Raw genomic sequence first — 25,784 nt, 5'->3', positions numbered from 1 at the left:
ACAACGATAAAAGGGGTGACGATATGCGTCTTGTGAACAAGTTTCTGCCGTTGGCACTTGCACTTGTACTACCGGTGGCGTTCAGCGCCCAGGCAGCGTCGACGGTGAGCGTCTACAACTGGACTGACTACATCGGTGAAACCACCTTGGCGGATTTCCAGGCCAACACCGGGATCAAGGTGGTCTATGACGTGTTCGACTCCAACGAAACCCTGGAAGGCAAGTTGCTCGCCGGGCGCACCGGCTATGACGTGGTGGTGCCCTCCAACCACTTCCTGGCGCGGCAAGTGAAGGCCGGCGCGTTCCTCACGCTGGACCGTGCGCAACTGCCAAACTTCAAGAACCTCGATCCCCGGTTGCTCAAGCTGCTGGAGCAGAACGACCCGGATAACGCGCACTCGGTGCCGTACCTGTGGGGCACCAATGGCATCGGTTACAACGTCGACAAGGTCAAGCAGGTGCTGGGTATCGAGCGCATTGATTCATGGGCGGTGCTGTTCGAGCCGGACAATCTCAAGAAGCTCCATGAATGCGGTGTGGCCTTCCTTGATTCGCCGGATGAGCTGTTCCCGGCGATCCTCAACTACATGGGCAAGGACCCACGCAGCGAGAACGCCGAGGACTACAAGCAGGCCGAAGCCAAGCTGCTGACGCTGCGGCCGTACATCACTTATTTCCATTCCTCCAAGTACATCTCGGACCTGGCAAACGGCAATATCTGCGTGGCGTTCGGTTATTCCGGCGATGTGTTCCAGGCCGCCAACCGCGCCAAGGAAGCCAAAAACGGGGTGAACATTGCTTACTCGATTCCCAAGGAAGGCTCCAACCTGTGGTTCGACCTGCTGGCAATTCCTGCCGACGCCACCAACCCCAAAGAGGCCCACGCGTTCATCAACTACCTGCTCGAACCCGAAGTGATCGCCAAGGTCAGCGCCTCGGTGGGCTACGCCAACGCCAACCCGGCGGCCAAGCCGTTCATGGCCCCGGAACTGGTCAACAATCCTGAGGTTTACCCGCCCCAGGAAGTCCTCGACAAACTCTACATTTCCACCACGCCCACGCCGGCGACCATGCGCGTGATGACCCGCGCCTGGAGCAAAGTGAAGTCCAACCGATGATTCAGTCCAACGAACATGCGCAGTCCTATTACCGCGCGACAGCCAACACCATGCCGCAGCGGCCTGCACTCGACGCTGATCTGAGCGTCGATGTGTGTGTGATCGGCGGCGGGTTCACCGGGGTCAACACGGCCATCGAACTGGCCCAGCGCGGGCTCTCGGTGATTGTGCTGGAGGCCCGACGCATTGGCTGGGGTGCCAGCGGGCGCAACGGTGGGCAGTTGATTCGGGGTATCGGTCATGATGTCTCGGGGTTTGCCAAATACGTGGGCGAGGAGGGCGTGCGCTATCTGGCGCGAGCCGGTATCGACTCGGTGGCGTTGGTGGGCGAGCGCATCGGCGAGCATGGTATCGATTGCGACTTGCGCTGGGGTTTTTGTGAACTGGCCAACACCCCGGCGCAATTCGCCGCGTTCAAGAATGAACAGGCGCAGTTGGCGGCCATGGGCTATGCCCCTGAAACCTGGTTGGTGGGCGCGCAGGACATGGCCCAGGTGGTGGGCTCGACGGTGTACGCCGGAGGCCTGGTCGACATGGGCTCCGGGCATCTGCACCCGCTCAACCTGGTGCTTGGCGAGGCGCAGGTGGCCGAGGCCCTCGGGGTGCGGATCTTTGAACAGACCGAGGTGCTGGAACTGATCCATGGCAACACTGTGCAGGTGCGTTGCGCCGGTGGCAGCGTGCGCGCCGCCCATCTGGTGCTGGCGTGCAATGCGCATCTGGAGAACCTGGAGCCGCGCCTGGGCGGCAAGGTGCTGCCGGCGGGCAGCTACATCATCGCCACCGAGCCGTTGCCGGAAACGGTGGCCGAGCAATTGATTCCGCAGAATCTGGCGCTGTGCGACCAGAAAGTCGGGCTGGATTACTACCGGCTGTCCGCCGACCGGCGCCTGCTGTTTGGCGGTGCCTGCCATTACTCGGGGCGCGATCCCCAGGACATCGCCGCCTACATGCGCCCGAAAATGCTCAAGGTCTTCCCGCAGTTGGCCGACACCGCCATCGAGTTCCAGTGGGGCGGCAAGATTGGCATCACCGCCAACCGCTTTCCCCAGGTCGGGCGGTTGAAGCAGTACCCCAATGTGTTCTATGCCCAGGGCTATTCCGGCCATGGCCTCAACGTGACCCACTGGTGCGCACGGCTGCTGGCCGAAGCGATTCACGCGGGTGCAAGTCGCGGCCTGGATATTTTCAGCCAGGTGCCGCACATGACCTTCCCGGGCGGCAAGGCGCTGCGCTCGCCGCTGTTGGCGTTGGGGATGTTGTGGTATCGGTTGCGGGAGGTGCTTTGATCACACAAAGGGCGCAGGCAATCGCTGTACTGGGCGCCTTATTCACTAACCTCAGTTTCAGTCAGCACCTTGCGAAACGTCTCCACCAGCGGTCGCAAATTAACGCGGTGCCAGGCCGCCCACAGCGGTGTGGTGTAGGTCAGCCACGGCAACTCTCGCAACACCACGCCGGGCGGGGCATTGCGGCTCAGGCCCTTCTGCACCATCGCTACCCCGAGCCCTGACGCCACCAGGCCCAGTGCGGTAAAGGGTTCGCTGGCTTCCATGGGAATCTGTGGGGTGAAACCGGCACGGATGCAGGCGGCGACGAAATCATCGGCGGGGTTGGCGCCGGCTTTGCGCTGCACGCCGATCCATTGTTGATCGGCCAGGTGTTCGGGCAGCAGTTTGCGTTGCCGGGCCAGCGGATGCTGTTCGGGCAGGGCCAGCAGCATCGGGTCGTCGAGCACCTGCAAGGCGCTCAGGTCTGGATCGTCGTCGGCGGGGGGCTCGCTTACCAGGGCGATGTCCAGACTGCGTTGGCGCAGGCCCTCCAACTGTTCGAGGGAGGGCAGGTTATACAGCTTGATATGCACGGTGGGGCGATCGTCGCGCAGTATGCGCAAGGCATTGGGCAGAACACCGGCGTGCATGGCATTTTCGATATAGCCGATGCACAGGCCGCCTTCTTCCCCACGGCCCAGGCGCTTGCCCAGCGATTCCAGACGGTTGGCATGGGTCAGCAACGCCTTGGTTTCGGCCAGGAAGGTCTGGCCGTCGCGGGTCAGGCGGATGCGCTGCTGGCTGCGCTCGAACAGGGTCAGGCCCAGGCACTCTTCGAGCTGGGCTATTTGCCGGCTCAGGGGCGATTGGGAGATGTGCAAGCGCTCGGCGGCGCGGCCGACGTGTTCCTCTTCGGCGACCACTTCGAAGTAGCGCAGTTGGCGTAGATCGATCATGTAAGACCTGCAAGGACTCAAGTTGGTCGCAGTATGTCTTGGACGGTCTGACTAACGCAATCTAGCATCTGCTCAACGGTCACAACCAACCGATTGAGGATCTCACCATGAGCTTGAAAGACAAACTCCCCGGCGTACTGGGCTTTGGCACCGCACCCTTGGGGAATATGTTCCGCGCCATCCCTGAAGACGAAGCCCAGGCCACCGTCGAAGCCGCCTGGAACCACGGCGTCCGTTACTTCGACACCGCGCCGTTCTACGGCTCGGGCCTGTCGGAAATCCGCTTGGGCCAGGCCCTGTCCCACTACAACCGTGATGACTACGTGCTCAGCACCAAGGTCGGCCGGGTGATTCTGGATGAAGTCGAAACCGGCGCCCGCGACCTTGGCGAAAAAAGCGGCGTGTTCGAACACGGCCGCCCGAATAAAATCCTCAATGACTACAGCGCCGATGCCACCCTGCGCTCCATTGACGATAGCCTCAAGCGCCTGCAAACCGATCGCCTCGACATCGTGTGGATTCACGATATCGCCCAGGATTTTTACGGCGACCAGTGGCTGGACTACTTCAACCAGGCCCGTACCGGCGCCTTCAAAGTGCTGACCCGCTTGCGCGAGGAGGGTGTGATCAAGGCCTGGGGCCTGGGCGTCAATCGCGTCGAGCCGTGTGAACTGACCCTGGACCTGACTGAGGCGCAGCCCGACGGGTTCCTCCTCGCCGGCCGCTATACGCTGCTGGACCACGAGCGCGCACTGCAACGCCTGATGGACGCCGCCTTGGCCCAGCAGGTTGAAATTGTGGTCGGCGGCCCGTACAGCTCTGGCATCCTCGCCGGCGGCGCACACTTTGAATACCAACCCGCTAAGCCTGCGATCATCAGCAAGGTCGAGCAGATCAAAACGATTGCCCAGGCATTCGGCGTCAGCGTGAAAGCCGCGGCGTTGCAGTTCTCCGTGGCACACCCGGCCGTGGCGGCGGTGATTCCCGGTGCCAGTCGTCCGGGTCGCATTGCTGAAGACGTTGCGGCGTTGTCAGAACAGATTCCAGCAGCCTTCTGGCAAGCGCTACGCGAGGCCCGACTGATTTCGGATCGTGCGCCTTTGCCTCTCTAATCTTAAGGAAGCTAACCATGAAAATTGATGTGAGCGGCAAAGTAGCCATCGTCAGCGGCAGCACTGCCGGTATCGGCTTGGGCATCAGCCAGGCCCTGGCGCAATCCGGCGCAACGGTGGTAGTGATCGGGCGGGACGCGGGCAAGGTCGACGACGCTTTGGCCAGCATTCGCCAAGGGGTGCCCGGCGCTGACCTGCGTGGGCTGGTGGCCGACCTTGGCACCCTGGAGGGCGCCGAGAAACTGTTCGCCGCCGAACCTCGCGCCGATATCCTGGTCAACAACCTCGGCATCTTCAACGATGTGGATTTCTTCGAGGCGCCAGACAGTGAGTGGACGCGCTTCTATGAGGTCAATGTGATTTCCGGCGTGCGCCTGTCGCGCCATTATGCGCCGGGCATGGTCGAGCAGGGCTGGGGGCGAGTGATCTTTGTGTCGTCGGAATCCGGGGTGGCGACGCCGGCCGACATGATCAACTACGGCGTGACCAAAAGCGCCAACCTGGCGGTCTCCCACGGCCTGGCCAAGCGCCTGGCAGGCACCGGGGTGACGGTGAATGCGATTTTGCCGGGGCCGACCTTTACCGACGGCCTGGAACAGATGCTCAAGGACGCCACGGCCCAGTCCGGGCGCAGTGCGCGGGAAGAAGCCGATGTGTTTGTGCGTAATGCGCGGCCCAGCTCGATCATCCAGCGTGCAGCCAATGTGGATGAAGTGGCGAACCTGGTGGCGTACATTGCTTCACCGCTGTCGTCTGCCACTACCGGTGCCGCTTTGCGCGTAGACGGTGGCGTTGTCGACAGTATGGCGATCTGATTTTTCCCCTGATTGGAGTATTTATTGTGGCAACAGCGTCTTCAGTAATTGAAATCCCGGCATCAGCCGACCAGGTCTGGCAACTGATTGGCGGCTTCAACAGCCTGCCCGACTGGCTGCCCTTTATCGCCAAGAGCGAGCCGAGCGAAGGTGGCCGTGTGCGTCACCTGACTACCGCTGACGGCGGCCAGATCGTCGAGCGTTTGCAGACCTTTGACAACGTGGCGCGCATTTATAGCTACACGATTGAAGAATCGCCGTTTCCGGTGAGCGCGTATCTGGCGACCGTGCAGGTTGAAGCGCTGACCGAGTCGTCGGCGAAAGTCACCTGGTCCGGCGTGTTCACTCCGGCAGCGGGCACCACGGATGCGGCGGTGGAGGAGTTATTTGCCGGCGTCTACAGCGGTGGCTTGGAGGCGTTGCGCGGCAACTTCCCCAACTGAACCGGTGTTATCGGGAAAAAACTGGTGATGGGCGAGGATCGCTGCAACTGACTCAGCGGGCGTCCTCTGCGCCGTATCGAGCCTGAACGGCGGCTCATCCCAGCATTCATACTCATGCACCAGCACCGACTGCCAGGTCGGCGGCGCCAGACCGGGAACATCGCCCACGCGGCTTTCCACACGGCGCCGATGCTCGTGCTGATCAGCACACACCACCTGGATATTGATCAGTTCAACCTGCGCTGTCGTCGCCACGGCTTGCCAGGCTTGGCGGCTCTCCCTGACCGGGTTCACGCAATCGGCGATGACCCGATGCCCCAGGCGCAAATTGCTCAGCGCCAATGCATTGGCCACGCTGTAGCCGCTGGCGCCTACATCCCCCGCCAATACGGCAGCATCGCGCAGCGCCTGTTCGATCACATCAATACGCAGGTAAACCGCGCCGGTCTGTCGCGCCAGTTCCCTGGCAACCGTGGTCTTGCCGCTGCCGGGCAGACCGCTGAATACGATAAGCATGGTCATCAACTCTTTGCAGGAGCGAGCTTGCTCGCGAAAAACGTCAACGATAACGCGTAGTTCCAGGTAAACGTGTGGTCTTGACTATTTTCGCGAGCAAGCTTGCTCCTACAGTGTTATTAGAACTGCTTCACTTCGACAACAGGACCTGCGCCCCATGACCCTGCCATTCGTGAAGATGCACGCCCATGGCGACGACTTCATCATCATCGACCGCCGTGGCCAGGACAACCCCATCACTGCACAGGTCGCCGCCCGCCTGGGCAACCGCCGCTCGGGTATCGGTTTCAATCAGTTGGCGGTGATACTCGACTGTGGAGACGCCGTCGCACATGTCCAGTTCTGGAACCCCGACGGCACGCGGCTGCCAACCTGCGGCAGCGCGACTCGCGGGGTGGCTGACCGCCTGATGCACGAGACCGGCATCGACACCGTCGTATTACGCACCGACCGCGGTTTGCTGACGTGCACACGCGTCGACGGGCAGCGCGTGTCGGTGGACATGGGCGCGCCGTCGCTGGACTGGGCGGCGGTGCCGCTGGCCGAGGCGATGGACACCCGCGTGCTGCCCATGGACGGTAACCCGGCGGCCTGCAGCATGGGCAACCCGCATTGCACGTTTTTTGTGCAAGACATCGCTGCCATCGATGTCGCGGCGGTGGGCTCGGCGCTTGAAGCCCACCCGCTGTTCCCGGCCAAGACCAATGTGCATTTTGTGCAGGTGTTGAGCCGTGGCCGTATCCGCCTGCGCATCTGGGAGCGTGGCGGCGCGGTGCCGTTGGGCTCCGGTTCGTGCTGCTGCGGCGCGGTGGTCAATGGGATTCGGCGCGGGTTGCTCGATGACAGCGTGGAGGTCGAATGCGACGGTGGCACGGTCACGGTGCAGTGGGACGGGCAGGGCGGGGTGATCTTGACCGGCCGTGTCGAGCCGATCATGCAGGGCGCCGCATACCTGGCCTAGAACGTCACGGTAAACGTAGTACCGGCCGTGGCGCAGGACGTCACCGCCACATCGCCACCATGCACCTTGGCCAGTTCGCGCACGATATACAGGCCGAGGCCGACGCTGCGCACATCGCTGCCCTGGTCGGTGCCACGGGTCATGGGCTCGAACAACCCGGCCAGCAAAGTTTCGGGAATCGCCAGGCCATGGTTGTGCACCGCTACCGCGCAGGCGTTGTCGCCCAGGCGCGAGGTGATGGTGATCGGTTGCAGCAGGTCGCCATAGGCCACGCTGTTGGCAACCAGGTTACCGATCATCTGCTGCACTCGGTCGGCATCCAGGCACGCCTGGCCGTTGCCTTCGGCCTGATGCACCAGCGTGGCCCTGGGAAAGGCCACCCGCAACTCATCCACCGCATGTTGAATAACGCCGTGCAAATCCAGCGGCACCGCCTTGATGGTGATGCCCTGGCCGACCCGCGCCTGGGTGAAGTCCAGCAGGTCGGCGATCATGCGATGGGCGCGTTCGGCCGACTGGCCGATATGCCCCAACAGTTGGCGCTCCTTGGCCGTGCGCTCGCCGCGCTGCAGAAAGTCCGAAGCCATGCGGATGGCGGTAAGGGGGTTTTTCAAGTCATGACTGACAATCGCCACCATTTGTTCGGCAAACAACGCCCGGCGCTGGGCAACCGCATAGGCCGCGCTGAGTTCGGCCTGGGCCTGTTGCAGGGCGACCTCGGTGGCGGTTTTTTCCTGGAGCAGCGCTTCGGCCAACTTGCGTGCATTGAGCAGTTCGCGCTCGTATTTGTCGCGGTCGGTGGTGCCGAACAGTGCCAGGTCATGCACCACGCCGTCGGCCTGCCGGCGCTGGTTGGCATTGAGTAATACGGTCACTTTGTGCCCGGCGCTGTGGCGGATGTCGAGCTTCACTTCGGTGACGCTGCCGTGCAGGCGTAGCATCGGTGCCAGGTGGGTCTGGTAGAAAATCCGCCCGCCCATGGTCAGCAGGTCCTGGAAGCGCCGCCCTTGCAGTTCGGCGGCGCTGAACCCGAGCCAGTCGCTCAAGCGCGGGTTGACGTGCAGGATCGTGCCGTCTTCGTGGGTTACGGCCAGGGCGCAGGCGGCGCTGTCGAACAACGCGTCAGCGGGCATCGGCAGGCGCCCAGGGGGTCAGGAACCGGTCCATTGCCGCTGCGCACGCCTGGGGTGCACTCATATGCGGGCAATGGCCGACATTCTCCACCAGGCAATAAGTGCTGTTGGGCAGCACGCGGTGCAGGTATTCACCCACGGCTACGGGGGCGATCAGGTCGTCAGTCGATTGCAGGATCAACACCGCAGTGGTCAGGCCCACTACATCCTGGCGGTTATCCGAAAGGAAGGTCACCCGGGCAAATTGCTTGGCGATGTCCGGCTCGGTGCGGCAAAAGCTCTCGGTCAACGCATCACCCAGTGCCGGTTGGTCCGGCGCGCCCATGATTACCGGGGCCATCGCGCTCGACCAGCCCAGGTAGTTGCTGTCGAGGGTGTCGAGCAGGTCGTCGATATCCTCGCGCTTGAAGCCGCCAACATAATCGTCAGTGTCGATATAGCGCGGCGATGGGCCGATCATCACGTGCGCAGCAATACGCCCGGGGACAAAACGGTCGGCGAGGGTGCCAATCATCGCGCTGACGGAGTGGCCCACCAGGATCACCGGGCCTTGGGCGTAGGCGTCGATAATCTCGTTGAGGTCGTGGGCGTAGCCGTCCAGGGCCAGGTATTTGGCTTTGTCGAAGGCGCTGAGGTCCGACCGGCCCGCACCGACCAGGTCGTAGAGAACCACGCGAAAGCGCTGGCTAAAGTGCGGCGTCAACTGGTTCCACATCGCTTGATTGCAGCCAAAGCCGTGGGAAAACACCAGCGTCGAAGGACCGTCGCCCATCACACTCACATTGTTGCGGTAGCGCAGGTCCATGGCGTTCTCGTAGCTGGCAATTTGCTATGCGGGGTAAGGCCGCAGTTTAGATAGTCGCGCACCTGGGGTCACGCGTTATACGTCGATAAGGTAAAGTCGGCAGCTTAAGGAAGAAACCTCAGGTAACAAAACATGATAGGGAATTGGCGTCAAAAGGTCTCGGGTTTGCTGGCCCTGGTGCTCCTCGGCGTGCTGAACATAGCCCAGGCGGACACTTCACCGATCGGGGTCGCCCTCGACCAGCGGGTGATTGACCTCACCAACACCCTCGACGCAACCACCACCCAGCGCCTTAAAAACCAGCTTGGCGACCTTGAAGCGCGCAAAGGCGCGCAAGTCGCGGTGTTGCTGGTGCCGACCACGGGCGGCGCCGCTATCGAAGACTATGCCAACCAACTGTTTCGCGCCTGGAAGCTGGGGCGCAAGGACGTCAACGATGGCATCCTGCTGGTAGTGGCCAAGGCTGATCGCGCAGTGCGCATTGAAGTGGGCTACGGCCTGGAAGGCATCGTCACCGACCTGCTGGCTCATCGCATTATTGAAGAACAGATCACCCCGGCGTTTCGCCAAGGTGATTTTGCCGGCGGTGTGCAACAGGGCGTGGACGCCCTGACCGTGTTGGTGGACGGCGGTGACTTACCGCCATTGGCGGGCGCCGGGATCAACCCTCAATTTATCGCGTTGCTGGTGGCGTTTATCCTCGGCGGCTTGGGCGGCGTGGCGGTCGCTGCCGGCAAGCTGCATTGGCGCCGGGCGTTGATCGTCACCGTGGCGGCCACGCTGTTGCTGACGCTGCTGGCGGGCGGTCGCGAGTGGCCGATGTTCCTGTTTGTCATGCCGCTGACGCTGTTGATAGGCGGCGCGATATTCGGCGCGCTGTGGCAGGTGCGTACGCTGTTTTACTGTGTAATCGGGCTGCTGGCTTATATCCTCGGGTTGGTGGTGGCAAACCAGTACGTGGACGTCAGTTTCATCCATTGGCTGCTGTGGCCACTGGGCGTCTTGGTGGTGCTGGGGTTGTACCTGGTGCTACTGCTGATCATGAGAGAGACCTGGCGCACCAGCCGTGCAGGTTTTAGTGTGCGACTGCTGGCGGCGGTAGTCGTGTACGTGGTGGCAGGGTGGGTGATTGACGGCGGCCGCGACGGCTGGCTGTTGGCGTTTCCCATCGCATCGTTTGTCGCGCTGATCATCTTCGGCAAGGTCGGTGAAGGGACGGGATCGGGTAGCGGCTCCAGTTCGAGTTCCAGCAGTTCCACCTCCAGTGACAGTTCCTCCGGTGGCGGTGGTTCCAGTGGTGGCGGTGGGGCTTCCGGCAGTTGGTGACGCGGTAGCCGATCCCCACACTTTCGAACCCCCCCATGGCAAGCGGGTCTTTGGCAATGCCATGGGGAGGCACAACGGTTTGGACCGCAAACAGCCGGTTGCAGTATTACGCCTTGACCCAATCGCCCTTGCCATCGGATTTGATTTCGAAATCAATGGGGTCACGGTTGGCGTTGCCTGGAGCGTTTTCAACGGCCTTTTCGTCCGACGGCAGGAAGTTGCGATCTAACTGGCTGCGGGCAGTGTTGACCTGAGAGTTGTCGACGGCCTTTTCGTCCGCAGGCAGGAAGTTTTTATCCAGCCGACTACGGTTGGCGTGGGTCCTGTATTCGTCGCCGATGTTCTTCCAGCCGCCCTTGCCATCGGACACTTCTGCATCGTCCCCAATCTGGTTTTCTTCCTTGGGGTTGTATCTGGCTTTGTCGTTGTCGATCCTGCCGTTGTCAACGGGTTGGTATGCAGGGAAAGATGGGCTGGAACCATTGATTGAAGACACGATTGCACCTCTCTGATAGCTGGGATATTGACCCGCCAGGACGTGGTCCCGGCTCGGCGTTTCGCAGGCTACAGCGCCATGAGCAGTCGCTCAATGCGGCCCATTTCGGGTGAATGTAACCGAGTGAAACCGCTGTGGTCGCGGGTTTCCAAATAGTGAGAGTGGCGATAGGTGCAATCCGGCAAAAGGGGCAGCAGAGTCAGGCTGGATGTAAGAAAGCGTCGTTGGTTCTCAGGTTTTCATTTGTAGAAATACATTTGACGGCTCAGTGGTGTGCGCTTGTTTCACGATTGGAAACAGTTATGTAATGACCTTTCTTAGACAGTTCTCACCATTTCATGCCACGCCATCCCACCGTGATCCGACGGCGAAGGACGCACATAGGTGTAGCCCATGCGGGTGTACAACGGCACGTGCTGGTGCTTGCACATCAGGTGAATCGTCTGCTTACCCATTGCTGCCATGCGCTGCACGAACGCGGTCATCAGTTTTTTTGCATAGCCTTTGCCTTGATGTGCCGGGTCGACCACCACCGACATGATCACCACATTCGGCGCCTCGGCCACATGGCCTACCAACTCCTTGAATGCCTCATCCGACATCACCACATTGTGGGCACAGCCGGAATTGATGAAACCTGCGATTTCGCCATCCGCCTCCAGGATCAAAAAGCCCTGGGGATACTGGGCGATGCGCGTGGTGATTTTTTCCAGGGTGGCGGCTTCGTCGCCTTCGTATGCACTGGTTTCGATTTCAAAGCAGCGGTGGGCGTCGGTGGGCAGAGCGGTACGCAGGGTAAGGGTGGGCATGGGTGGTTCCAGGGCGTTGAGCGAAAGGCAACATCATAAAGAAACGTCGAGCTTATGGCACAGCAAGGCCATTTGCTTGGAGGGGAAGGTGTGAGGTTCAACTGAAATATCGGATGCAGAGCGCAGGCCTGACTGATGCGACTCAGTCCAATGTGGGAGGGGGCTTGCTCCCGATGAGCGAGTGTCAGTAAACGCATCTTGGACTGACCCACTGCCATCGGGAGCAAGCCCCCTCCCACATTTGGACGACCTAGAATTCCCCGGAATACTTTACTGCCGCCGCCGCCCGCGACGGCACATTCAAACTGCGCAGCAATGACGACACATGAATGCGCACGGTAAACGGCGAAATATCCAGGGCCTTGGCGATTTCCTTGTTGGTCTTGCCCTGGGCAATCAGGCGCAGCACTTCCTGCTGGCGGGGGGTGAGGGTGTGGGTGTCCAGCGGCAGCAGACCCGAAGGCGCGAACTTGACCAGCACTTCGCCGGCGCGAATCGCCAGCAACGCCTGGCCGATGTCGTCGGGGGCGATGTTCTTGCCGATGAAACCGTCGGCGCCCAGGGCCATCACCTGTTCGATCAGCGCCGGGTCGTCGACCATCGACACCACGATCAACGTTGTGCGCCGCAGTTGCTGGCGCAGTTCGGCCAGTTGGCTGATGCAAGTCAGGCCGGGGAAGCGCAGGTCGAGGATCAGAGTGTCGACTTCGCTCGGCTCGCACAGCAGCGCATTCACCGTGGCCAGGTCGCCGGCCTCTTGCACCTGGGCGTCGGGTAGCAGGCGCCGCACGGTGCGCGCCATGCCTTCGCGAAACATCGGGTGGTCGTCGGCGATGATGATCCGGCCGGTCATGGTGAGCTCCTTCCTGGGGCAAGGTGGTGTCGAGGCATGCTACTTTACCAGCGGGCCGAGGGCCCCTTTTCCAAAGATGATCTGTCAAGGATATGACTATGAGTCCCGAGACCAACTCCGAACTCGATCAGGCTAACCTGCGCATCGTGGTGGCCACCATCGCCATTGTGTATATCAGCGTACTGGGTTTTTTGCCCGGGCAGTCGCTGGACACCTACCTGCCGGTGATCCTGTATATCTTCGGGTTCCTGCTGGCGTCCATCGTGTTGCGCCAGGTGATCGCACGTTGGCCCGGGCATTACCCGGCGCGGCGCATCTTCGGCATGATCCACGACTACACCGGCACGTCGTTCGGCCTGGTGGTGGGTGGTGAGGCGGCGTTGCCGCTGTATGCGGTGATGGTCTGGGTGAACCTGGGCAACGGGATGCGCTACGGGTCGCGCTACCTGGCGATTGCCACGGGGCTGGCGTTGCTGGCGCTGCTGATCGTGTACCAGCTTACGCCGCTGTGGCAGGCGCAACCGTTCATGGTGTTGATGCTGATGATCACCAGCACGGTGATCCCGGTGTACGCCCATATCCTTCTGGAGCGCACGCGCAAGGCTTCGGAACAAGCCATTGCCGCCAACCTGGAAAAATCCCGCTTTCTCGCCCAAGCCAGCCATGACCTGCGCCAGCCGATCCACTCCATTGGCCTGTTCACCGCCTGCCTGCGCGAAGCACGGTTGGGGGATGACGAGCGGCGGCTGGTGGACAATATCGATCGCTCGCTGCTCAACGTGTCGCAACTGTTCCGTTCGATCCTCGACCTCTACACCCTCGACAACGGTCGCCTGTTGCCCAAATACCAGGTGATCCAACTGGGCGACTTTCTCGCCGACCTGGTGCGTCAGAACGCCGAGGCCGCACGCTGGGCCGGTGTGGAGTTGCGCTTGCGCCCCTGCACTCACTGGGTACGGGTGGACCCGGGCATGTTGGCAACCATGGTGCAAAACCTGCTCTCCAATTGCTTCAAGTACGGCGCGCAGCGGCCAGTGCTGATCGGCGTGCGTAGTCGTGAAAACGGCTTGGTCATAGAGGTGCATGATCAGGGGCGAGGGATTGCACGGGAGCATCTGTCAAAGGTCTTCGAAGAGTTCTATCGCGTGCGCCAATTGCGTGACAAGGATGTCGAAGGCGTGGGCCTCGGGCTGTCCATCGTCAAGCGCCTGGGGCAATTGATGGGGATGCAGGTGAGCCTGCGTTCGCGGTTGGGCCAGGGCACCTCGGTGAGCCTGCACGGCCTGGCCCTGGCCACCGCGCCGCGTCAACTGGCGCTGCGCGACGATGTGCGCCAGGCCGGTCTGCTCACCGGTCTGAAAGTGTGCCTGGTGGAGGATGACCACAACGTGCTGCTTGCCACCCAGGCGCTGCTGGAGCGATGGGGGTGCAAGGTGCAGGCTGAGTCGAGTGGGAAGGGGCTGGTCAGCGACTGCGATATCATCGTCGCCGACTACGACCTGGGTAATCACGCCACTGGCATCGAATGCATCGACGAGCTACGCCAGCAACGCGGTTGGGCGGTGCCGGCGTTGATCCTCACCGGTCACGACGTGGAGAGAATCCAGGCCGCGTTGCACGACCGTCAGATCGCCATCTTGTCCAAACCGGTGCGCCCTGCGGAACTGCGCGGCAGGTTGCGTGACCTCAGCCAGGAAAAAGTTACTGCATGAACGGTGTCAGCCCGTTGCCACGTGCGCCTTTTGGCTGGCAGTAGGCGGCAGGTTTCATCAGGCCAAAACTGGCGATCGCAAATGCACCGCCGCTGGCCCCGCTTGGTACGGAGCAGTTGTATTCGCCGGACGCAGTGTTGGCTACATAGTAAGTGGTCATGGAATCGCTGCGCACATTGGAAATACGTTTAACCGGCTCGCCCAGGTTGGTTTCCGACAGCTTCTTGAGGTGATCTTCAGTGGGCTTGATATTGCTGCAACCGGCGACGCCGATGATCAAGGCGCCCAGCAGGGCAAGGCGAGTAACAGGGGAGTGGAGTTTCATGGTGCGTCTTCCTTGGGATTGTTTTGGTTTTTCCAGCGCGCAACAAACCCGCACGCAATGAATGCGCGGTGCTGAGGAAGCGTTGGAAGTGCCGAGGAATATAGCGCCGCAGGCGGGCAGGGTCGATTAGCACAAATGGGCTAATGGCAATTTGAAGTCATGGAAGGAACAGGCAGTGTTGGAGATAAAACGAGCTACGCCAGACGACGCCGACAGAGCGTTCGAGATTCGCCGTGACGCCATTCGCGGTCAGTGCATTGGCGCCTACAGCGCGGAGCAAATGGCGCTCTGGACCCGAGGTTGCGCAAGTGATGGCTACAGCGTGTTGATGGACAAACCGTTCTACCTGGGCTGGGTGAACGGTGAAGCTGTCGCTACCGGTATGCTCGATCCTGACCACCATGAGGTGGGAGCGTTGTTCGTGCGGCCTGCGTTCACTGGGCGCGGCTATGGCAAGGCGATGCTTGCGCATGTGGAGGGCATTGCACGGCAGATGGAGATTGAAAAGGTAGTGCTGGACGCCACCTTGAATGCGGAGAGTTTCTACCGCTCGTGTGGTTATGTGGGGGATGAGCAGGCGGTGTATCACTCACCCTCGGGGTTGGTGCTGGCGTGTGTGCCGATGGTGAAGCGGCTGCGGGTCATGCCGGCGTTTTGAATGCTGCGCGCAATTGCTCAATGACCTGAGCAACGCCTGGGCCCCGAATCCGTGGCGAGGGAGCTTGCTCCCGATAAGTATCGATATCTACACAACTCTGAAGCAGCCGACCGTAACCACGATGCGAAGCGAGCCGCTCTTGATCTGCTTTTGATCTTGATCTTAGGCGCCCCGTCAAACCACGCTGGCCGGAATTCGACAGGGATTTGGGGGGTAAACCGGCAGGGATGCCGGTTTTAGCCGCCCCGCGCCATGGATGGCGCGTGGCGGCGGCCCCCCAAATCCATGGCGGATTACGGGCACACCGAGCCTAAGCGAGGTGCCGAGTGGTGGGGCAAGAGCCCTTTGGTTACTTTGGGGCTCTTTTCCAAAGTGACCCGCTGTAAAAGCGGAACCAATATCAGCCGTTACCTAAATAACGGATATGTACTCGGCCTGATCCAACATCCTGGTCGGCCCCGAGGCCGCCATCGGGAGCAAGCCCCCTCCCACAGGGCAATCAATGCATCTTGCTATGGTCCATCTGGCTGTGATCCATGCCGTCCAGGCCACGGGCATTGGCCGTCACCTCAACGGCCTGCTTTTCACCCTTGGCATTCTGCACCGTAAGGGTCAGCGGCACCTGGTCGCCTTCCTTGATCTGGCCGGTCAGGCCCATCAGCATGACGTGATAGCCGTCGGGGTCGAGCTTGACGGCTTTACCCGCCGGCAGCGCCAGCGACTTCACCGGGCCCATGCGCATCACGTCGTCCTTCATGCTCATCTCATGGATCTGCACGTCCTTGGCCGCCGGCGAGGCCACGCTGAGCAATTGGCTGTCGCTGTCGGCGGTGAGAGTCATGAAGGCACCGCTGGACGGCTGGCCCGGTACGGAGGCGCGCACCCAGGCGTCGGTCACTTGCACCTGGGCGCTGGCGTGGGCGGCGAGGCCGAGCAGGGTAAGGCCGAAGGCAAAGCGTTTCAGGTATTGAGCGGTAGTCATTAGCAGACCTCCATGACGGTGAGCAGGTCTTCTGCGCACTCTTGAGCGGTAAGGGATGCCTGCAAGCCAAGGCGCAGGTAGCCACGGGTGTCGAACACGAAGCTGGTGGCGGTGTGGGACAGGGTGTAGGTGTCGCCGGCGGGGATCTTTTCATAAAAGATCCCGAACTCCTTGGCGGCCACGGCGATTTCTTCCGGGGTGCCGTAGAGCGCTTCGAAGGTGGGGTCGAAAGCCTTGACGTAGTTGTTGAGAATCTCGGGAGTGTCGCGCTCGGGGTCCAGGGTGATGAACAGCACCTGCATGATCCTGCCCTCGCGGCCCATCAGCTTCTTGGCCTGGGCGGCGCGTGCCAGGGCTGTCGGGCAGACGGCCGGGCATTGGGTGAAGCCGAAGAACACCACCGGCATCAAACCGCTGTACGAACTCAGGGTGACGGTTTCGCCGTCGGTGTTCTTGAGCTTGAAGGTGCGGCCCATGATCTTGTCACTGAGGTCCTTGCCGTACTTGAAGTTCAGCTTGGGGGTGTAGTCACAGCCGCCCAGCAGGCTGCCCAGGCCCAACAGGCCCATGCCGGTCAGCACTTTGCGGCGGGTGAATAACGTACTCATCAACTATGCATCCTGTGAAACGCCTGCGCAGCAATGGAGCTGCCTCACCAGGCTTGGAAAAGGAGTAACGAGAAGGGTGCAGAGTCTATCAACCCTGGCCACTGCGCGTAATCTGCGACGTTCTGCCACAGGGGCGCACCGTACTTCATCCTTTTGCGGCTTCGGTGGTAGAGTCGCCGCCATGAAACTGCATCACTCTGACCGTTCGCTGATCGCCTGGGCCCTGTACTTCTGCGTGCTGATGAACCTGTTCGCCTGCGGTTTGGGGCACGGTCAGATGATGGGCCAGCAGCTCAACGGCATCGGTGGGCTGTTCTGTTCGGTAGAGGGTGGCCAACTGCCAATTTCCGACAAAGGGTTGGCTGATCCGAGTTCCAGCAACATCTCGAACTACTTTGCCTGCCCGGTCTGCAACGCCATTACCGTCGCTATCGTATTCCTGATCGGCCTGGCCTGGCTTCTTGGCCTCGGGCAAACCCCGCGCCCGGGCCATGAGCGGCGCAACAAGGCGCCACCGCGTTACTCCTGGCCCTCGGCCAACCCCCGCGCCTCCCCTGCATTCTGACGTATGCCTTGGGCCTCCTGAGACCAGGGGGCATTCTGCCGTCACGATTATGGGTGCTATCCATGAATCAACTATTGCCTGCAGGCGCCAGCCGCCTGGTCAGCAAGGCGTCCCGTCGCCTGCGCGCGGAGCCCGCGCTGCCCGATTACCCGAGTAATGCCCGTTGCTTTGTGCACCTGGATGCACGCCTGTTGCCCCATTGGCATACCTTGTTCGATATCTGCCCGGCATTGCTCAGGCTTGACCCGCCGGAGGGGCTGAACCTGTTCCGCAGCTTTATGACCTGGGCCTATCGCAATCAGCCGCCGTTGGATTGGACCTACCATCTGAACGTCTGCCGCTGGCTGCTGGGCTCGATGTACCGTGCGCAAATAGATAACGAGCCGATAGAAACCTTTATGGCTGCCGCGGCGGCGTGCTGGGTGACGACCGATCAAAGCCAGGCCCAGGGCGTGGTTCTGGCCTGGCAAGACGCACGGATTGTCGATTGGAAGGGCAGGCCGCTGGCTGATATCGAACGCCAGGTGTTGCCTGCCCCGGCAGGGGATTTTGCCTGGTGCCCGTTGACCCGCCAGGCCGGCTTCAGCGGCTGGCAACCGGTGCCTTGAAGTGCTGGTCGAACTATGACGTGAGGCGACGTAAGAAACGCGAACTTTTTGTAGGATGAAACTGTTTTTTCATACTGCTGATGGGAACGGTATTTTTTTACCCGCAAGAGTGCGATGTTCACGTTCGACGCCAAAAACACAAGAGGCTGCGATGAAGAAGATGTTCGAGACAACCCCTTTGCCCAGTGATCACTACGATGTTGTCAGTCGGGCGCTGCACTGGTTGATGGCCCTGGTTTTCACCTGGATCTATTGCACGGCGGTGGCCCACTACCTGGCTTCCGACTCTACGGTGGACAAACTGCTGTGGCCCTATCACAAGCCCACAGGGTTGTTATTGCTGGTGCTGCTGATACTGCGGGCCAGCTGGAACCTGTTGCACCGGCACCGTCGTCCTCCAAGCGTGAACCGCTGGTCATCGATCGGGCATGGCGCGCTGTATGCGCTGATGTTGCTGATCCCCGTGATCGGGCTGCTGCGCCAGTACGGCTCCGGTCGCGAATTTTCGGCGTTTGGCCTGACGATCATGGAGGGCCTGGAAGGCGAAAAGGTGCAGTGGATGATTGATCTGGGCCGCGACTTCCACAGCGAACTGGGGTGGACGATGCTGGTATTGATGGTCGGGCATATCGGCGCGGTGCTTGTGCATTCGCTGCGAGGCGAGCCTCAGGTATTGCGACGCATGTTCAGTCGTCGGGCTTGAAGCGCTGATGAGAGAGACGCAATGCCTGCACGCTTCACAGGCACCGCCATGTGGCCTTCAAGCGGATGTAGCGCACCACTCGATGCGCTTCACCCAGAGGTAGGCCGGGGCACCCTCGCGCGTATTACGGCTGATCGTACCCGGGCCTATCAGGCCGCAAGAGATTTACTGGTCGAGGATTTTTTGTAGGCCGCTTTCATCGCCTCCATTTCGGCCCCCAGCTCTTCAAGTATTGCCTTGCCCAGCAGTTTTTTCGCCTGGGGAAACATCTCCGTTTCTTCCTCTTCGATGTGGTGCTCAAGCAGTTCCTTGACCACTTTCACACGGCCTGAAAATTCGGTGGAGGAGGGTTCGGTCTGCTTCAGGTCGGGCAGCACCAGCGAGTCGACGGTGCGGTGCTCTTCCTTGGCCTCGTGGTACATGATGTCTTGTTCCTTGCCACCGGCTTTTCTAAAAGCGGGATAAAGGATTTCTTCTTCGAGCTTGGTGTGCAGGGTGATTTCCATCTCGAGCTTGGCTAGCAACTCGGTGCGCTTTTTAACCCCGCGCTCGGTGGACTCGCTTAGTTGGGTCAGCAGGGTCTTGACGCGTTCATGGTCGGCTTTAAGCAGGTCGATGGCATTCATGTGCAACCTCACGGGTAGTTGTCGGGCATGTCGAAACGCACGCCTCGTAGTGAGGGAATTGCATCAGCCGTACCAACTTTAATAGGGGTTAAATAACTATTTAAATCAAATAGATAGGGGTCTATAGGGGCGGGTTCGTCGTGCAGCTTGCATGGTCTGGCCCTTTCGAGATTGCACAACGCACTCCTGCCGGTCACGTGCCGGGCTCGCGTGAGCGTTCCTGAAAATTCTAATGGAACCCTTGAGCGATCTGCTTGACCTAACCTTTAGACCTCAGGAGGTGAATCATGCAAATAGAATATATCTGGATCATATTGGCAGTGATTCTGCTGCTCTTGGAACTGTGGGCGATCAATATCGTCTTGCGCAGTACCGGTGGCTGGGAGACCAAGGGACTGTGGGTGGTGGTACTGGTTTTCGTGCCGCTGTTGGGGTTGATCGCATGGGCGATGTTCGGCCCCAAGCGCGAGATGGCCGAGCATCGCAAGAGCTGAGTCGGTGAGCCATATAAAAACAGGCGCCCATGGGCGCCTGTTGTCATTCGTTAGCCATGATCAGCCGGCCACAGCTCTGGCAATCGCCTCATTGAACGCCGGCAAATCGTCCGGCGTCCGTGAGGTGATCAAGGTCCAGCCATTGGCTTTGCATTCCTTGACCTCAGCATCCACTACGCCCTCAGCGCCAGCGTTTTCCAAGTCGATGCGTACGCTTTTGTACGAGGTCAGGGTTTTGCCCTTGACCAGGCCTGCGTCGATCAGCGCCCACGGGCCGTGGCAGATCGCTGCGATGGTCTTGCCGGCCTGAGCGAACTCGTTGATCAAGCGCAGCGCCGCGGCATCCTGACGCAAAGTGTCGGCATTCACCGTCCCGCCCGGGATGACCAATGCATCGAAGTTGCTGCCGACCACATCAGACAATTGCACATCGGACTCAACTGTCCCGTCCTTTTCGGTATCGCCGACAAAGGTCTGGGTGGTGCCGCCCTTGCTGGAGGCGTGCGTCACCGTCGCGCCATAGCCACGCAGGGTTTCCAGGGGTTTGAGCAGCTCGTCGCGCTCGATCCCGGTGTTGGACGTGATGACGAGGATTTTCTTACCCGTGAGTTGCGAACTCATACTCAGATGCCTCCGGTGTCAGGTTGATTATTTGGCGTATTTGCTTTGCAGTTCCTTGGCCATTTTCAAGTGAGCTTCAAGGGTTGGCAGCGTCTTGGTGGCGAAAGCCTTCAGCTCGGCATTGTCCGAAGAGGCCGCTTCTTTCTTGAACAGTTCTACGGTTTTTTCATGGGCGGCCACCTGGTTGTTGGCGTAGGCCTTGTCGAACGATTCGTCGCGCATTTCCAGAATCGCTTTCTTCGCCTTGTCGGTCAGGGCGGCGTCATCCGGAACCTCGATATCGAGCTTTTTTGCCAAGGCCATCAGCTCGTTATTGGCTTTGGTATGGTCGGTCACCATATGCTGCGCAAAGGTTTTTACGTCTGCCGAGCTGCTTTTTTCCAGCGCCAGCTTGCCGGCTTCCACCTCGGTAATACCGCCCTCGGCGGCGTTGTCGACAAAGTCGTTGGACGTGGCCGCCATAGCGGTCGAAATCGAGCCGGCAACGAGTGCGAACGTCAGGCCCATTTGTTTCATCAGTCGAGTTGTCATGGTGTCTCTCCTCAGGAAATGGCGCGATGCCGTACCCAAGTGTTGAGCGGGAGGGCGAGCAAAAGGTTTATTTTTTTTTTGCGCGTGTTTGCCCAGCGGTAGGGTGTGGCAATTTCCTTGAACCAATTCAAATTCAGTGTGTTCTGCTGCATAAGGCCGCCACTGTTTGGAAGGCCGTTATAGGCAGGAGATTGCACTGTGAACGAACACAAGAGCGCCGATAAAACCCCCGACCCCGTCAGCTCTGAAGACGCGCAGAAGGGTAAGGCTGAAGGTTTGAAAGGGCAGACGCTGGAGCGTGCGAACCCGAAGACCGAAACCATCGACAAAGTGGTGACACCCACCTCGATCAAGGACATTGAACGCCAGACGGATGCGATCAACGAGAAGCTCGACAAAGGGCATTGAGCATGGCCCGCTCCATCAGCGCTGCCCAGTTGGGCATCGAGCTAAAACCCGATGATGACGCCAGTCTGTTCAAGTGGTTCATCGCCAGCTTCCTGATGGGCAAACGCATCCAGGCGCCCATCGCTGCCCAGGCTTACAAGGTGATCGTTGAGGAGGAGGGGCGTGATACGCCGCGCAAATTGCAGCACTGTACATCGCGGGAGTTAGTGGCGATGTTGGGGCGGGCGCATTACGTGCGGTATGACGAAACCACGGCGCAGCGCCTGTTGGACCTGAGTGCCCGGCTCAATGCCGATTACGGCGGCAAGATTACCGGGATTCGGCAGGCCAGCGAAGATCGCCAGGCGTTTGAACAACGCTTGGCGGCGTTCGACGGCGTAGGTCCCAAGACGGTCGAGATTTTTATGCGCGATGCCGCGGATGTGCTGTTCTGAGCCTGCGTGTGATGTCCAGCGGCAGGTTTTTGCTTTTCTGTAGGAGCGAGCTCGCTCGCGAAAAACCGGAGAGCGCCGCATTCATCAGTCGTTGCTGCGTCACTGAACCATCACCCGCTGCACCTCCAAGCCCAATTGCTCATACGCCTCCACCCCCGGCGCATCCCATTCGGTAATGAGCGTATGAATACGGCTGCACGGTGCCACCACAAACGGTTCCACTGCACCGAGTTTGTCTGAGGTTGTCACTGCAACCACTTGGGACGCGCTGTCGATCAAGGCTTGCTTGACTGCCACTTCGGCAAAATGCAGCGAGGTAATGCCCACTTGCGGGTGCAGTGCGCACACGCCGGTAAACAGCAGGTCGGCCTTGATGCTCTGGATCAGGCGCAGCGCTTCATGGCCGCCGGTTGAAAGGGTGGCGGGGTTGAGTTGGCCACCGGCCAGGATCACTGTTACATGCGGATGGTCCGCCAGGGCGATGGCGATCATCGGTGATGGGGTGACCACCGTTAGGTGAATTTCGTGCGGCAATGACTGAGCGATCTGCAGGGTGGTGGAGCCGGAATCGAACAGCACGATCTGGCCGTCTTCAACTCGCTCGGCCGCCAGGCGCGCGAGGTGGCGTTTGACTTCGGTGGTTTCGCCGACACGAGTGAAGAAATCCTTGCCGGTGTCCTTGGGACGAGGCAGGGCACCGCCGTGTACGCGCTGCAATAAACCGGCGGCGGCGAGTTCGCCGAGGTCGCGGCGGATGGTGTCCTGGGACACGGCGAAATGCTCGACCAGCTCGGAAGCCGTGACCTTGCCGTCGCGTTCGAGCAACAACAGGATCTTTTGTTTACGCAGGGAAGGCAGGTCAATGGCTTGATGAACGTTGTGCATGTTTATGCGCTTTTTTGCGGGTTTATGCGAGATTAGTCATCAGCTTCGAGAAACGCAACGGCTGGTTGCGTGGGCGATGGCCGGTTACTCTCTGTGTTCAGTTCAGGGAGAGGTGACCCGATGTCGTTGATCACAACCATCGAAGACTTACGCAAGCTGGCGCAAAAACGTGTACCCCGGATGTTCTACGACTACGCCGATTCCGGCTCCTGGACTGAGAGCACCTACCGCGCCAATGAAAGCGATTTTGCGCGCATCAAGTTCCGCCAGCGCGTGGCACGCAATATTGATGAGCGTTCGATCCGCGCCAGCATGATTGGCCAGGACATGGCCATGCCCGTGGCCCTGGCACCTACCGGCCTGGCAGGCATGCAACATGCCGATGGCGAGATCCTGACCGCACGAGCCGCTGCGGCGTTCGGCCTGCGCTACACCTTGTCGACCATGAGTATTTGCTCGCTGGAAGACATTGCCGAGCATGTCGGCCAGCCATTCTGGTTCCAGCTTTATGTGATGCGCGACCGTGGGTTTATCGAGCAACTGATCGAACGCGCCAAGGCTGCCGGGGTGGATGCGCTGGTGCTGACGCTGGATTTGCAGATCCTGGGGCAACGCCACAAGGACTTGATCAACGGCTTGTCGGCGCCGCCCAAACTGACCCTGCCCAATATCCTCAACATGATGACCAAACCGCGCTGGGTCATGGGTATGCTCGGCACCCAGCGGCGTGGCTTCGGCAATATCGTCGGGCATGTGAAGGGCGTGGCCGACATGAGTTCGCTGTCGTCCTGGACTGCCCAGCAATTTGACCCGCGCCTGAGTTGGGACGATGTGGAGTGGATCAAGCGGTGCTGGGGCGGCAAGTTGATCATCAAGGGCATCCTTGACGTGGAGGATGCGCGCCTGGCGGCCGACTCCGGCGCGGATGCGTTGGTGGTGAGCAACCACGGTGGTCGGCAACTCGATGGCGCGCCGTCGAGTATCAGCCAGTTGCCCGCCATTGTTGAGGCCGTAGGCAACCGTATTGAAGTGTGGCTCGACGGTGGTATTCGTTCCGGCCAGGACGTGCTCAAGGCCATGGCGCTGGGCGCCAGGGGCACCATGATCGGTCGCCCGCACTTGTATGGCCTGGGGGCGATGGGTGAGGCGGGCGTGACCAAGGCGCTCGATATCATCGCCCGTGAGTTGGACGTGTCGATGGCGCTGTGTGGCTATAACGATATACGCGATGTGAACCGCGAAATTTTGCTGCCTGGCACCTTTCCTGAAAGTGCTGCCTGAGCAAAAAAACGTAAAAATATAAAAAGAGTTGTCCACGAAAACCGTGGGTATCTCTGTGGATAACTTTGCGAAGGCCCGGCTGCGTTGGCGATTTGCGTGAAGATCATTATTTGATCAACTTGTGTTTCGGGCCAGTATGGGCAGGGTTTGCGCTTGACAGCCAAACGCGAACCCAGTGTCGAAAAGTGTATTTATGACGCGTTGTCGCGCCCTGTGGAGTGTGTCACTACCCGGGCGGGTATCTGCGTGCGCATCAGGTTTTCCAGCGCCTTGCCATAGTTGCGACCGGCCAGGCTCATGCTGTTGTTATGGCTGGCAACGGGCACCCATAACAATTGCTTGGGGTTGCTGGGCGGCTTCACATAATTGCTGGCTGAAGCGCGTGGTTACGTGCGGTAGCTACAAAGTTGTGTAGATATTTATGCGGTGATGACCAGGCAGTTGATCGCCGACTGACGGTTATTGTCAGAAATTTCCTACAGGAGTACAAATGTACTCCATGACCAACCTGACTCCCCGCCGTACCGCCATCCTGACCTTCATTCGCGAGCGCATCGCGCACCAAGGCCAGCCCCCCAGCCTCGCCGAGATCGCCGAGGCGTTCGGCTTCGCCTCGCGCAGCGTCGCCCGCAAGCATGTGGTGGCCTTGACCGAAGCCGGTTTCATTGAGGTCAACCCCAACCAGGCCCGTGGCATTCGTTTGCTCAATCAACCCGCGCGTCCCGAGTGGCTGGATGTCCCGGTACTTGGCCGCGTGGCGGCTGGCCGGCCCATCGGTGCCGATGCGGACGTGCACAGCCACTTGCAACTGGATCCGGCCACTTTCACCAAGACCCCTGACTACCTGCTGCGAGTACAGGGCGATTCGATGATCGAAGATGGCATTCTCGACGGCGACCTGGTGGGCGTACGTCGCAGTGCCGAAGCCTTGAACGGGCAGATTGTGGTGGCGCGTCTGGATGGTGAGGTCACCATCAAGCGCTTCGAGCGCAACGGCGAGCGGGTGCGTTTATTGCCGCGCAACCCGGCATATCAACCCATTGTGGTCGGCCCCGACCAGGACCTGGCCATCGAAGGGGTGTTCTGTGGCCTGGTGAGGCAAGGCTGATGGGCGCCGTGGTTGCCCTGGACTCGCTGTTCAATGGCGGGCGAGTCTGGAAGGGCCGGCCCGCCGCACCACCGGCCAGCGTGCACCCCACGGGGCTGGCGGCGCTGGATGCGGTGCTGCCCACTGGCGGCTGGCCGGAAGCGGCCTTGAGTGAAATCCTCATGGCCAAGGACGGGGTGGGCGAATTGCAACTGGTGCTGCCAACCCTGGCACGCTTGTCGGCCCTGGGTGAGCGCATTGTGCTGGTGGCGCCGCCCTATACGCCGTATCCCCATGCCTGGCAGAACGCCGGGGTAGATGTGCGTCAGCTTTCCATTATCCAGGCCCAGGAGCGCGATGCGCTGTGGGCGGTGGAACAATGCCTGCGCTCCGGCAGTTGCGGTGCGGTGTTGTGCTGGCCGCGCAAGGCCGATGATCGGGCCTTGCGGCGCTTGCAGGTGGCGGCGGAAACCGGACAGACCCTGGCATTTGCCTGGCGCTCCTTGAATGAGGCGGTCAATGCCTCGCCCGCGGCCTTGCGCCTGGCGGTCGAGGCAAAGCCTGCACAAGTGCGCGTGCTCAAGTGCCGAGGCGGGTTGGCCCATCCGGCACCGATTGCCCTGGCGGGGCATTGAGGTTGCC

At 60.6% G+C, this 25,784-nt stretch carries 32 protein-coding genes and 1 pseudogene; 18 read left to right on the top strand and 15 right to left on the bottom strand.

Going from position 1 to position 25,784, the window contains the following annotated elements; translation table 11 throughout:
• Positions 1-23: 23 nt before the first annotated feature.
• Together E4P00_RS11260 and E4P00_RS11255 are read left to right on the top strand one after the other, a co-directional pair.
• Positions 24-1,118, top strand: coding sequence for a polyamine ABC transporter substrate-binding protein (locus E4P00_RS11260; protein WP_078821167.1), 1,095 nt, complete (start codon positions 24-26; stop codon positions 1,116-1,118).
• Positions 1,115-2,407 carry an FAD-binding oxidoreductase gene (locus E4P00_RS11255; RefSeq protein ID WP_078821168.1) on the top strand — a complete coding sequence of 431 codons (1,293 nt, stop codon included), beginning with the start codon at positions 1,115-1,117 and terminating at the stop codon, positions 2,405-2,407. The genes E4P00_RS11260 and E4P00_RS11255 overlap by 4 nt, the downstream gene beginning before the upstream one ends.
• A 38-nt stretch (positions 2,408-2,445) precedes the next feature.
• On the opposite strand, the gene E4P00_RS11250 is transcribed toward E4P00_RS11255, so the two are convergent.
• A complete protein-coding gene (locus E4P00_RS11250; RefSeq protein ID WP_248131477.1) occupies positions 2,446-3,345 on the bottom strand; it encodes a LysR substrate-binding domain-containing protein in 900 nt (299 codons plus the stop codon).
• 107 nt (positions 3,346-3,452) lie between these two features.
• On the opposite strand from E4P00_RS11250, the gene E4P00_RS11245 reads away from it, so the two are divergent.
• From E4P00_RS11245 to E4P00_RS11235, 3 genes are read left to right on the top strand one after another with little or no spacing between them, the layout of a single operon-like run.
• Positions 3,453-4,457 carry an aldo/keto reductase gene (locus E4P00_RS11245; protein ID WP_248131475.1) on the top strand — a complete coding sequence of 335 codons (1,005 nt, stop codon included), beginning with the start codon at positions 3,453-3,455 and terminating at the stop codon, positions 4,455-4,457.
• Between the two features lie 17 nt (positions 4,458-4,474).
• A complete protein-coding gene (locus tag E4P00_RS11240; RefSeq protein ID WP_248131473.1) occupies positions 4,475-5,272 on the top strand; it encodes an SDR family oxidoreductase in 798 nt (265 codons plus the stop codon).
• Between the two features lie 26 nt (positions 5,273-5,298).
• Entirely contained in the window at positions 5,299-5,715 is a 417-nt protein-coding gene (locus tag E4P00_RS11235) for an SRPBCC family protein (protein ID WP_032880764.1), read from the top strand.
• Here E4P00_RS11235 and E4P00_RS11230 read toward each other — a convergent pair.
• Entirely contained in the window at positions 5,656-6,231 is a 576-nt protein-coding gene (locus E4P00_RS11230) for an AAA family ATPase (protein WP_248130185.1), read from the bottom strand. The two genes, E4P00_RS11235 and E4P00_RS11230, sit on opposite strands and share 60 nt — an antisense overlap.
• A 157-nt stretch (positions 6,232-6,388) precedes the next feature.
• Between E4P00_RS11230 and dapF the strand changes: the two genes are divergently transcribed.
• Positions 6,389-7,192 carry a diaminopimelate epimerase gene (dapF, locus tag E4P00_RS11225; protein WP_248131471.1) on the top strand — a complete coding sequence of 268 codons (804 nt, stop codon included), beginning with the start codon at positions 6,389-6,391 and terminating at the stop codon, positions 7,190-7,192.
• Here the strand turns inward: dapF and E4P00_RS11220 are convergent.
• Positions 7,189-8,325 (bottom strand): PAS domain-containing sensor histidine kinase, encoded by a 1,137-nt coding sequence (locus tag E4P00_RS11220; protein ID WP_248131469.1) that lies wholly within the window; start codon positions 8,323-8,325, stop codon positions 7,189-7,191. The two genes, dapF and E4P00_RS11220, sit on opposite strands and share 4 nt — an antisense overlap.
• Entirely contained in the window at positions 8,315-9,130 is an 816-nt protein-coding gene (locus tag E4P00_RS11215) for an alpha/beta hydrolase (RefSeq protein ID WP_248131468.1), read from the bottom strand. Before E4P00_RS11215 ends, E4P00_RS11220 begins: the two co-directional genes overlap by 11 nt.
• A gap of 132 nt (positions 9,131-9,262) precedes the next feature.
• Between E4P00_RS11215 and E4P00_RS11210 the strand changes: the two genes are divergently transcribed.
• Entirely contained in the window at positions 9,263-10,456 is a 1,194-nt protein-coding gene (locus tag E4P00_RS11210) for a YgcG family protein (protein ID WP_078821176.1), read from the top strand.
• Between the two features lie 106 nt (positions 10,457-10,562).
• Here the strand turns inward: E4P00_RS11210 and E4P00_RS11205 are convergent, their stop codons facing one another.
• The 3 genes from E4P00_RS11205 to E4P00_RS11195 form a co-directional block, all read right to left on the bottom strand.
• Positions 10,563-10,952 (bottom strand): hypothetical protein, encoded by a 390-nt coding sequence (locus tag E4P00_RS11205; protein WP_248131466.1) that lies wholly within the window; start codon positions 10,950-10,952, stop codon positions 10,563-10,565.
• Positions 10,953-11,269: 317 nt separating this feature from the next.
• Entirely contained in the window at positions 11,270-11,761 is a 492-nt protein-coding gene (locus E4P00_RS11200; RefSeq protein WP_032880770.1) for a GNAT family N-acetyltransferase, read from the bottom strand.
• A 250-nt stretch (positions 11,762-12,011) separates the two neighbouring features.
• On the bottom strand, positions 12,012-12,614 hold the full coding sequence (locus E4P00_RS11195; protein WP_248131464.1) for a response regulator transcription factor: 603 nt from the start codon (positions 12,612-12,614) through the stop codon (positions 12,012-12,014).
• Between the two features lie 98 nt (positions 12,615-12,712).
• Between E4P00_RS11195 and E4P00_RS11190 the strand changes: the two genes are divergently transcribed.
• Positions 12,713-14,326 (top strand): hybrid sensor histidine kinase/response regulator, encoded by a 1,614-nt coding sequence (locus E4P00_RS11190; protein WP_248131463.1) that lies wholly within the window; start codon positions 12,713-12,715, stop codon positions 14,324-14,326.
• Here the strand turns inward: E4P00_RS11190 and E4P00_RS11185 are convergent.
• Positions 14,316-14,651: a hypothetical protein gene (locus E4P00_RS11185; RefSeq protein ID WP_032880773.1), complete on the bottom strand. Its 336-nt coding sequence runs from the start codon at positions 14,649-14,651 to the stop codon at positions 14,316-14,318. The genes E4P00_RS11190 and E4P00_RS11185 overlap by 11 nt on opposite strands.
• A 175-nt stretch (positions 14,652-14,826) precedes the next feature.
• Between E4P00_RS11185 and E4P00_RS11180 the strand changes: the two genes are divergently transcribed.
• On the top strand, positions 14,827-15,309 hold the full coding sequence (locus E4P00_RS11180; RefSeq protein ID WP_078821179.1) for a GNAT family N-acetyltransferase: 483 nt from the start codon (positions 14,827-14,829) through the stop codon (positions 15,307-15,309).
• Between the two features lie 499 nt (positions 15,310-15,808).
• Here E4P00_RS11180 and E4P00_RS11175 read toward each other — a convergent pair whose 3' ends face one another.
• A complete protein-coding gene (locus tag E4P00_RS11175) occupies positions 15,809-16,291 on the bottom strand; it encodes a copper chaperone PCu(A)C (RefSeq protein WP_248131461.1) in 483 nt (160 codons plus the stop codon).
• Positions 16,291-16,899 (bottom strand): SCO family protein, encoded by a 609-nt coding sequence (locus E4P00_RS11170; RefSeq protein ID WP_078821181.1) that lies wholly within the window; start codon positions 16,897-16,899, stop codon positions 16,291-16,293. Before E4P00_RS11170 ends, E4P00_RS11175 begins: the two co-directional genes overlap by 1 nt.
• Positions 16,900-17,080: 181 nt before the next feature.
• On the opposite strand from E4P00_RS11170, the gene E4P00_RS11165 reads away from it, so the two are divergent.
• The 3 genes from E4P00_RS11165 (at position 17,081) to E4P00_RS11155 (ending at position 18,775) form a co-directional block, all read left to right on the top strand.
• The gene (locus E4P00_RS11165; protein ID WP_078821182.1) at positions 17,081-17,464 is read left to right on the top strand and encodes a DUF2946 domain-containing protein; all 384 of its coding nucleotides are present in this window, start codon (positions 17,081-17,083) and stop codon (positions 17,462-17,464) included.
• 62 nt (positions 17,465-17,526) lie between these two features.
• Positions 17,527-18,072: a putative natural product biosynthesis protein gene (locus E4P00_RS11160; protein WP_248131460.1), complete on the top strand. Its 546-nt coding sequence runs from the start codon at positions 17,527-17,529 to the stop codon at positions 18,070-18,072.
• A 151-nt stretch (positions 18,073-18,223) separates the two neighbouring features.
• Positions 18,224-18,775, top strand: a complete 552-nt coding sequence (locus E4P00_RS11155; RefSeq protein WP_248131458.1) for a cytochrome b — start codon at positions 18,224-18,226, stop codon at positions 18,773-18,775.
• A gap of 149 nt (positions 18,776-18,924) precedes the next feature.
• On the opposite strand, the gene E4P00_RS11150 is transcribed toward E4P00_RS11155, so the two are convergent.
• On the bottom strand, positions 18,925-19,401 hold the full coding sequence (locus E4P00_RS11150) for a hemerythrin domain-containing protein (RefSeq protein WP_078821185.1): 477 nt from the start codon (positions 19,399-19,401) through the stop codon (positions 18,925-18,927).
• Positions 19,402-19,688: 287 nt separating this feature from the next.
• Between E4P00_RS11150 and E4P00_RS11145 the strand changes: the two genes are divergently transcribed.
• Entirely contained in the window at positions 19,689-19,895 is a 207-nt protein-coding gene (locus E4P00_RS11145; protein ID WP_005788888.1) for a hypothetical protein, read from the top strand.
• Positions 19,896-19,955: 60 nt separating this feature from the next.
• Here E4P00_RS11145 and E4P00_RS11140 read toward each other — a convergent pair whose 3' ends face one another.
• Positions 19,956-20,516 carry a type 1 glutamine amidotransferase domain-containing protein gene (locus tag E4P00_RS11140; protein ID WP_248131456.1) on the bottom strand — a complete coding sequence of 187 codons (561 nt, stop codon included), beginning with the start codon at positions 20,514-20,516 and terminating at the stop codon, positions 19,956-19,958.
• Between the two features lie 27 nt (positions 20,517-20,543).
• Complete coding sequence (locus E4P00_RS11135; RefSeq protein WP_032880785.1) at positions 20,544-21,047, bottom strand: DUF4142 domain-containing protein; 504 nt, start codon at positions 21,045-21,047, stop codon at positions 20,544-20,546.
• 198 nt (positions 21,048-21,245) lie between these two features.
• Between E4P00_RS11135 and E4P00_RS11130 the strand changes: the two genes are divergently transcribed.
• Both E4P00_RS11130 and E4P00_RS11125 read left to right on the top strand, forming a co-directional pair.
• Complete coding sequence (locus E4P00_RS11130) at positions 21,246-21,455, top strand: hypothetical protein (RefSeq protein WP_032880786.1); 210 nt, start codon at positions 21,246-21,248, stop codon at positions 21,453-21,455.
• A gap of 2 nt (positions 21,456-21,457) precedes the next feature.
• Positions 21,458-21,889 (top strand): DNA methylase, encoded by a 432-nt coding sequence (locus E4P00_RS11125; RefSeq protein WP_216091248.1) that lies wholly within the window; start codon positions 21,458-21,460, stop codon positions 21,887-21,889.
• 99 nt (positions 21,890-21,988) lie between these two features.
• On the opposite strand, the gene E4P00_RS11120 is transcribed toward E4P00_RS11125, so the two are convergent.
• Positions 21,989-22,774, bottom strand: coding sequence for a DeoR/GlpR family DNA-binding transcription regulator (locus tag E4P00_RS11120; RefSeq protein WP_248131454.1), 786 nt, complete (start codon positions 22,772-22,774; stop codon positions 21,989-21,991).
• A gap of 120 nt (positions 22,775-22,894) precedes the next feature.
• Here E4P00_RS11120 and E4P00_RS11115 point away from each other — a divergent pair, with 120 nt between their 5' ends.
• Complete coding sequence (locus E4P00_RS11115; protein WP_032880790.1) at positions 22,895-24,055, top strand: alpha-hydroxy acid oxidase; 1,161 nt, start codon at positions 22,895-22,897, stop codon at positions 24,053-24,055.
• A gap of 191 nt (positions 24,056-24,246) precedes the next feature.
• Here E4P00_RS11115 and E4P00_RS11110 read toward each other — a convergent pair.
• A pseudogene (locus E4P00_RS11110) lies at positions 24,247-24,436 on the bottom strand (alpha/beta hydrolase); the annotation flags it as partial.
• A 109-nt stretch (positions 24,437-24,545) separates the two neighbouring features.
• Between E4P00_RS11110 and lexA the strand changes: the two are divergent.
• Together lexA and imuA are read left to right on the top strand one after the other, a co-directional pair.
• Positions 24,546-25,163 carry a transcriptional repressor LexA gene (lexA, locus tag E4P00_RS11105; RefSeq protein WP_032880791.1) on the top strand — a complete coding sequence of 206 codons (618 nt, stop codon included), beginning with the start codon at positions 24,546-24,548 and terminating at the stop codon, positions 25,161-25,163.
• Positions 25,163-25,777 (top strand): translesion DNA synthesis-associated protein ImuA, encoded by a 615-nt coding sequence (imuA, locus tag E4P00_RS11100; protein ID WP_005787796.1) that lies wholly within the window; start codon positions 25,163-25,165, stop codon positions 25,775-25,777. Before lexA ends, imuA begins: the two co-directional genes overlap by 1 nt.
• Positions 25,778-25,784: the final 7 nt, after the last annotated feature.

Origin of the sequence: Pseudomonas sp. B329 (assembly GCF_023127835.1) — a bacterium.
Classification (GTDB): domain Bacteria; phylum Pseudomonadota; class Gammaproteobacteria; order Pseudomonadales; family Pseudomonadaceae; genus Aquipseudomonas; species Aquipseudomonas synxantha_A.
The sequence above is the reverse complement of the archived record's forward strand: the minus strand, read 5'-3'. Positions and strand labels throughout refer to the sequence as shown.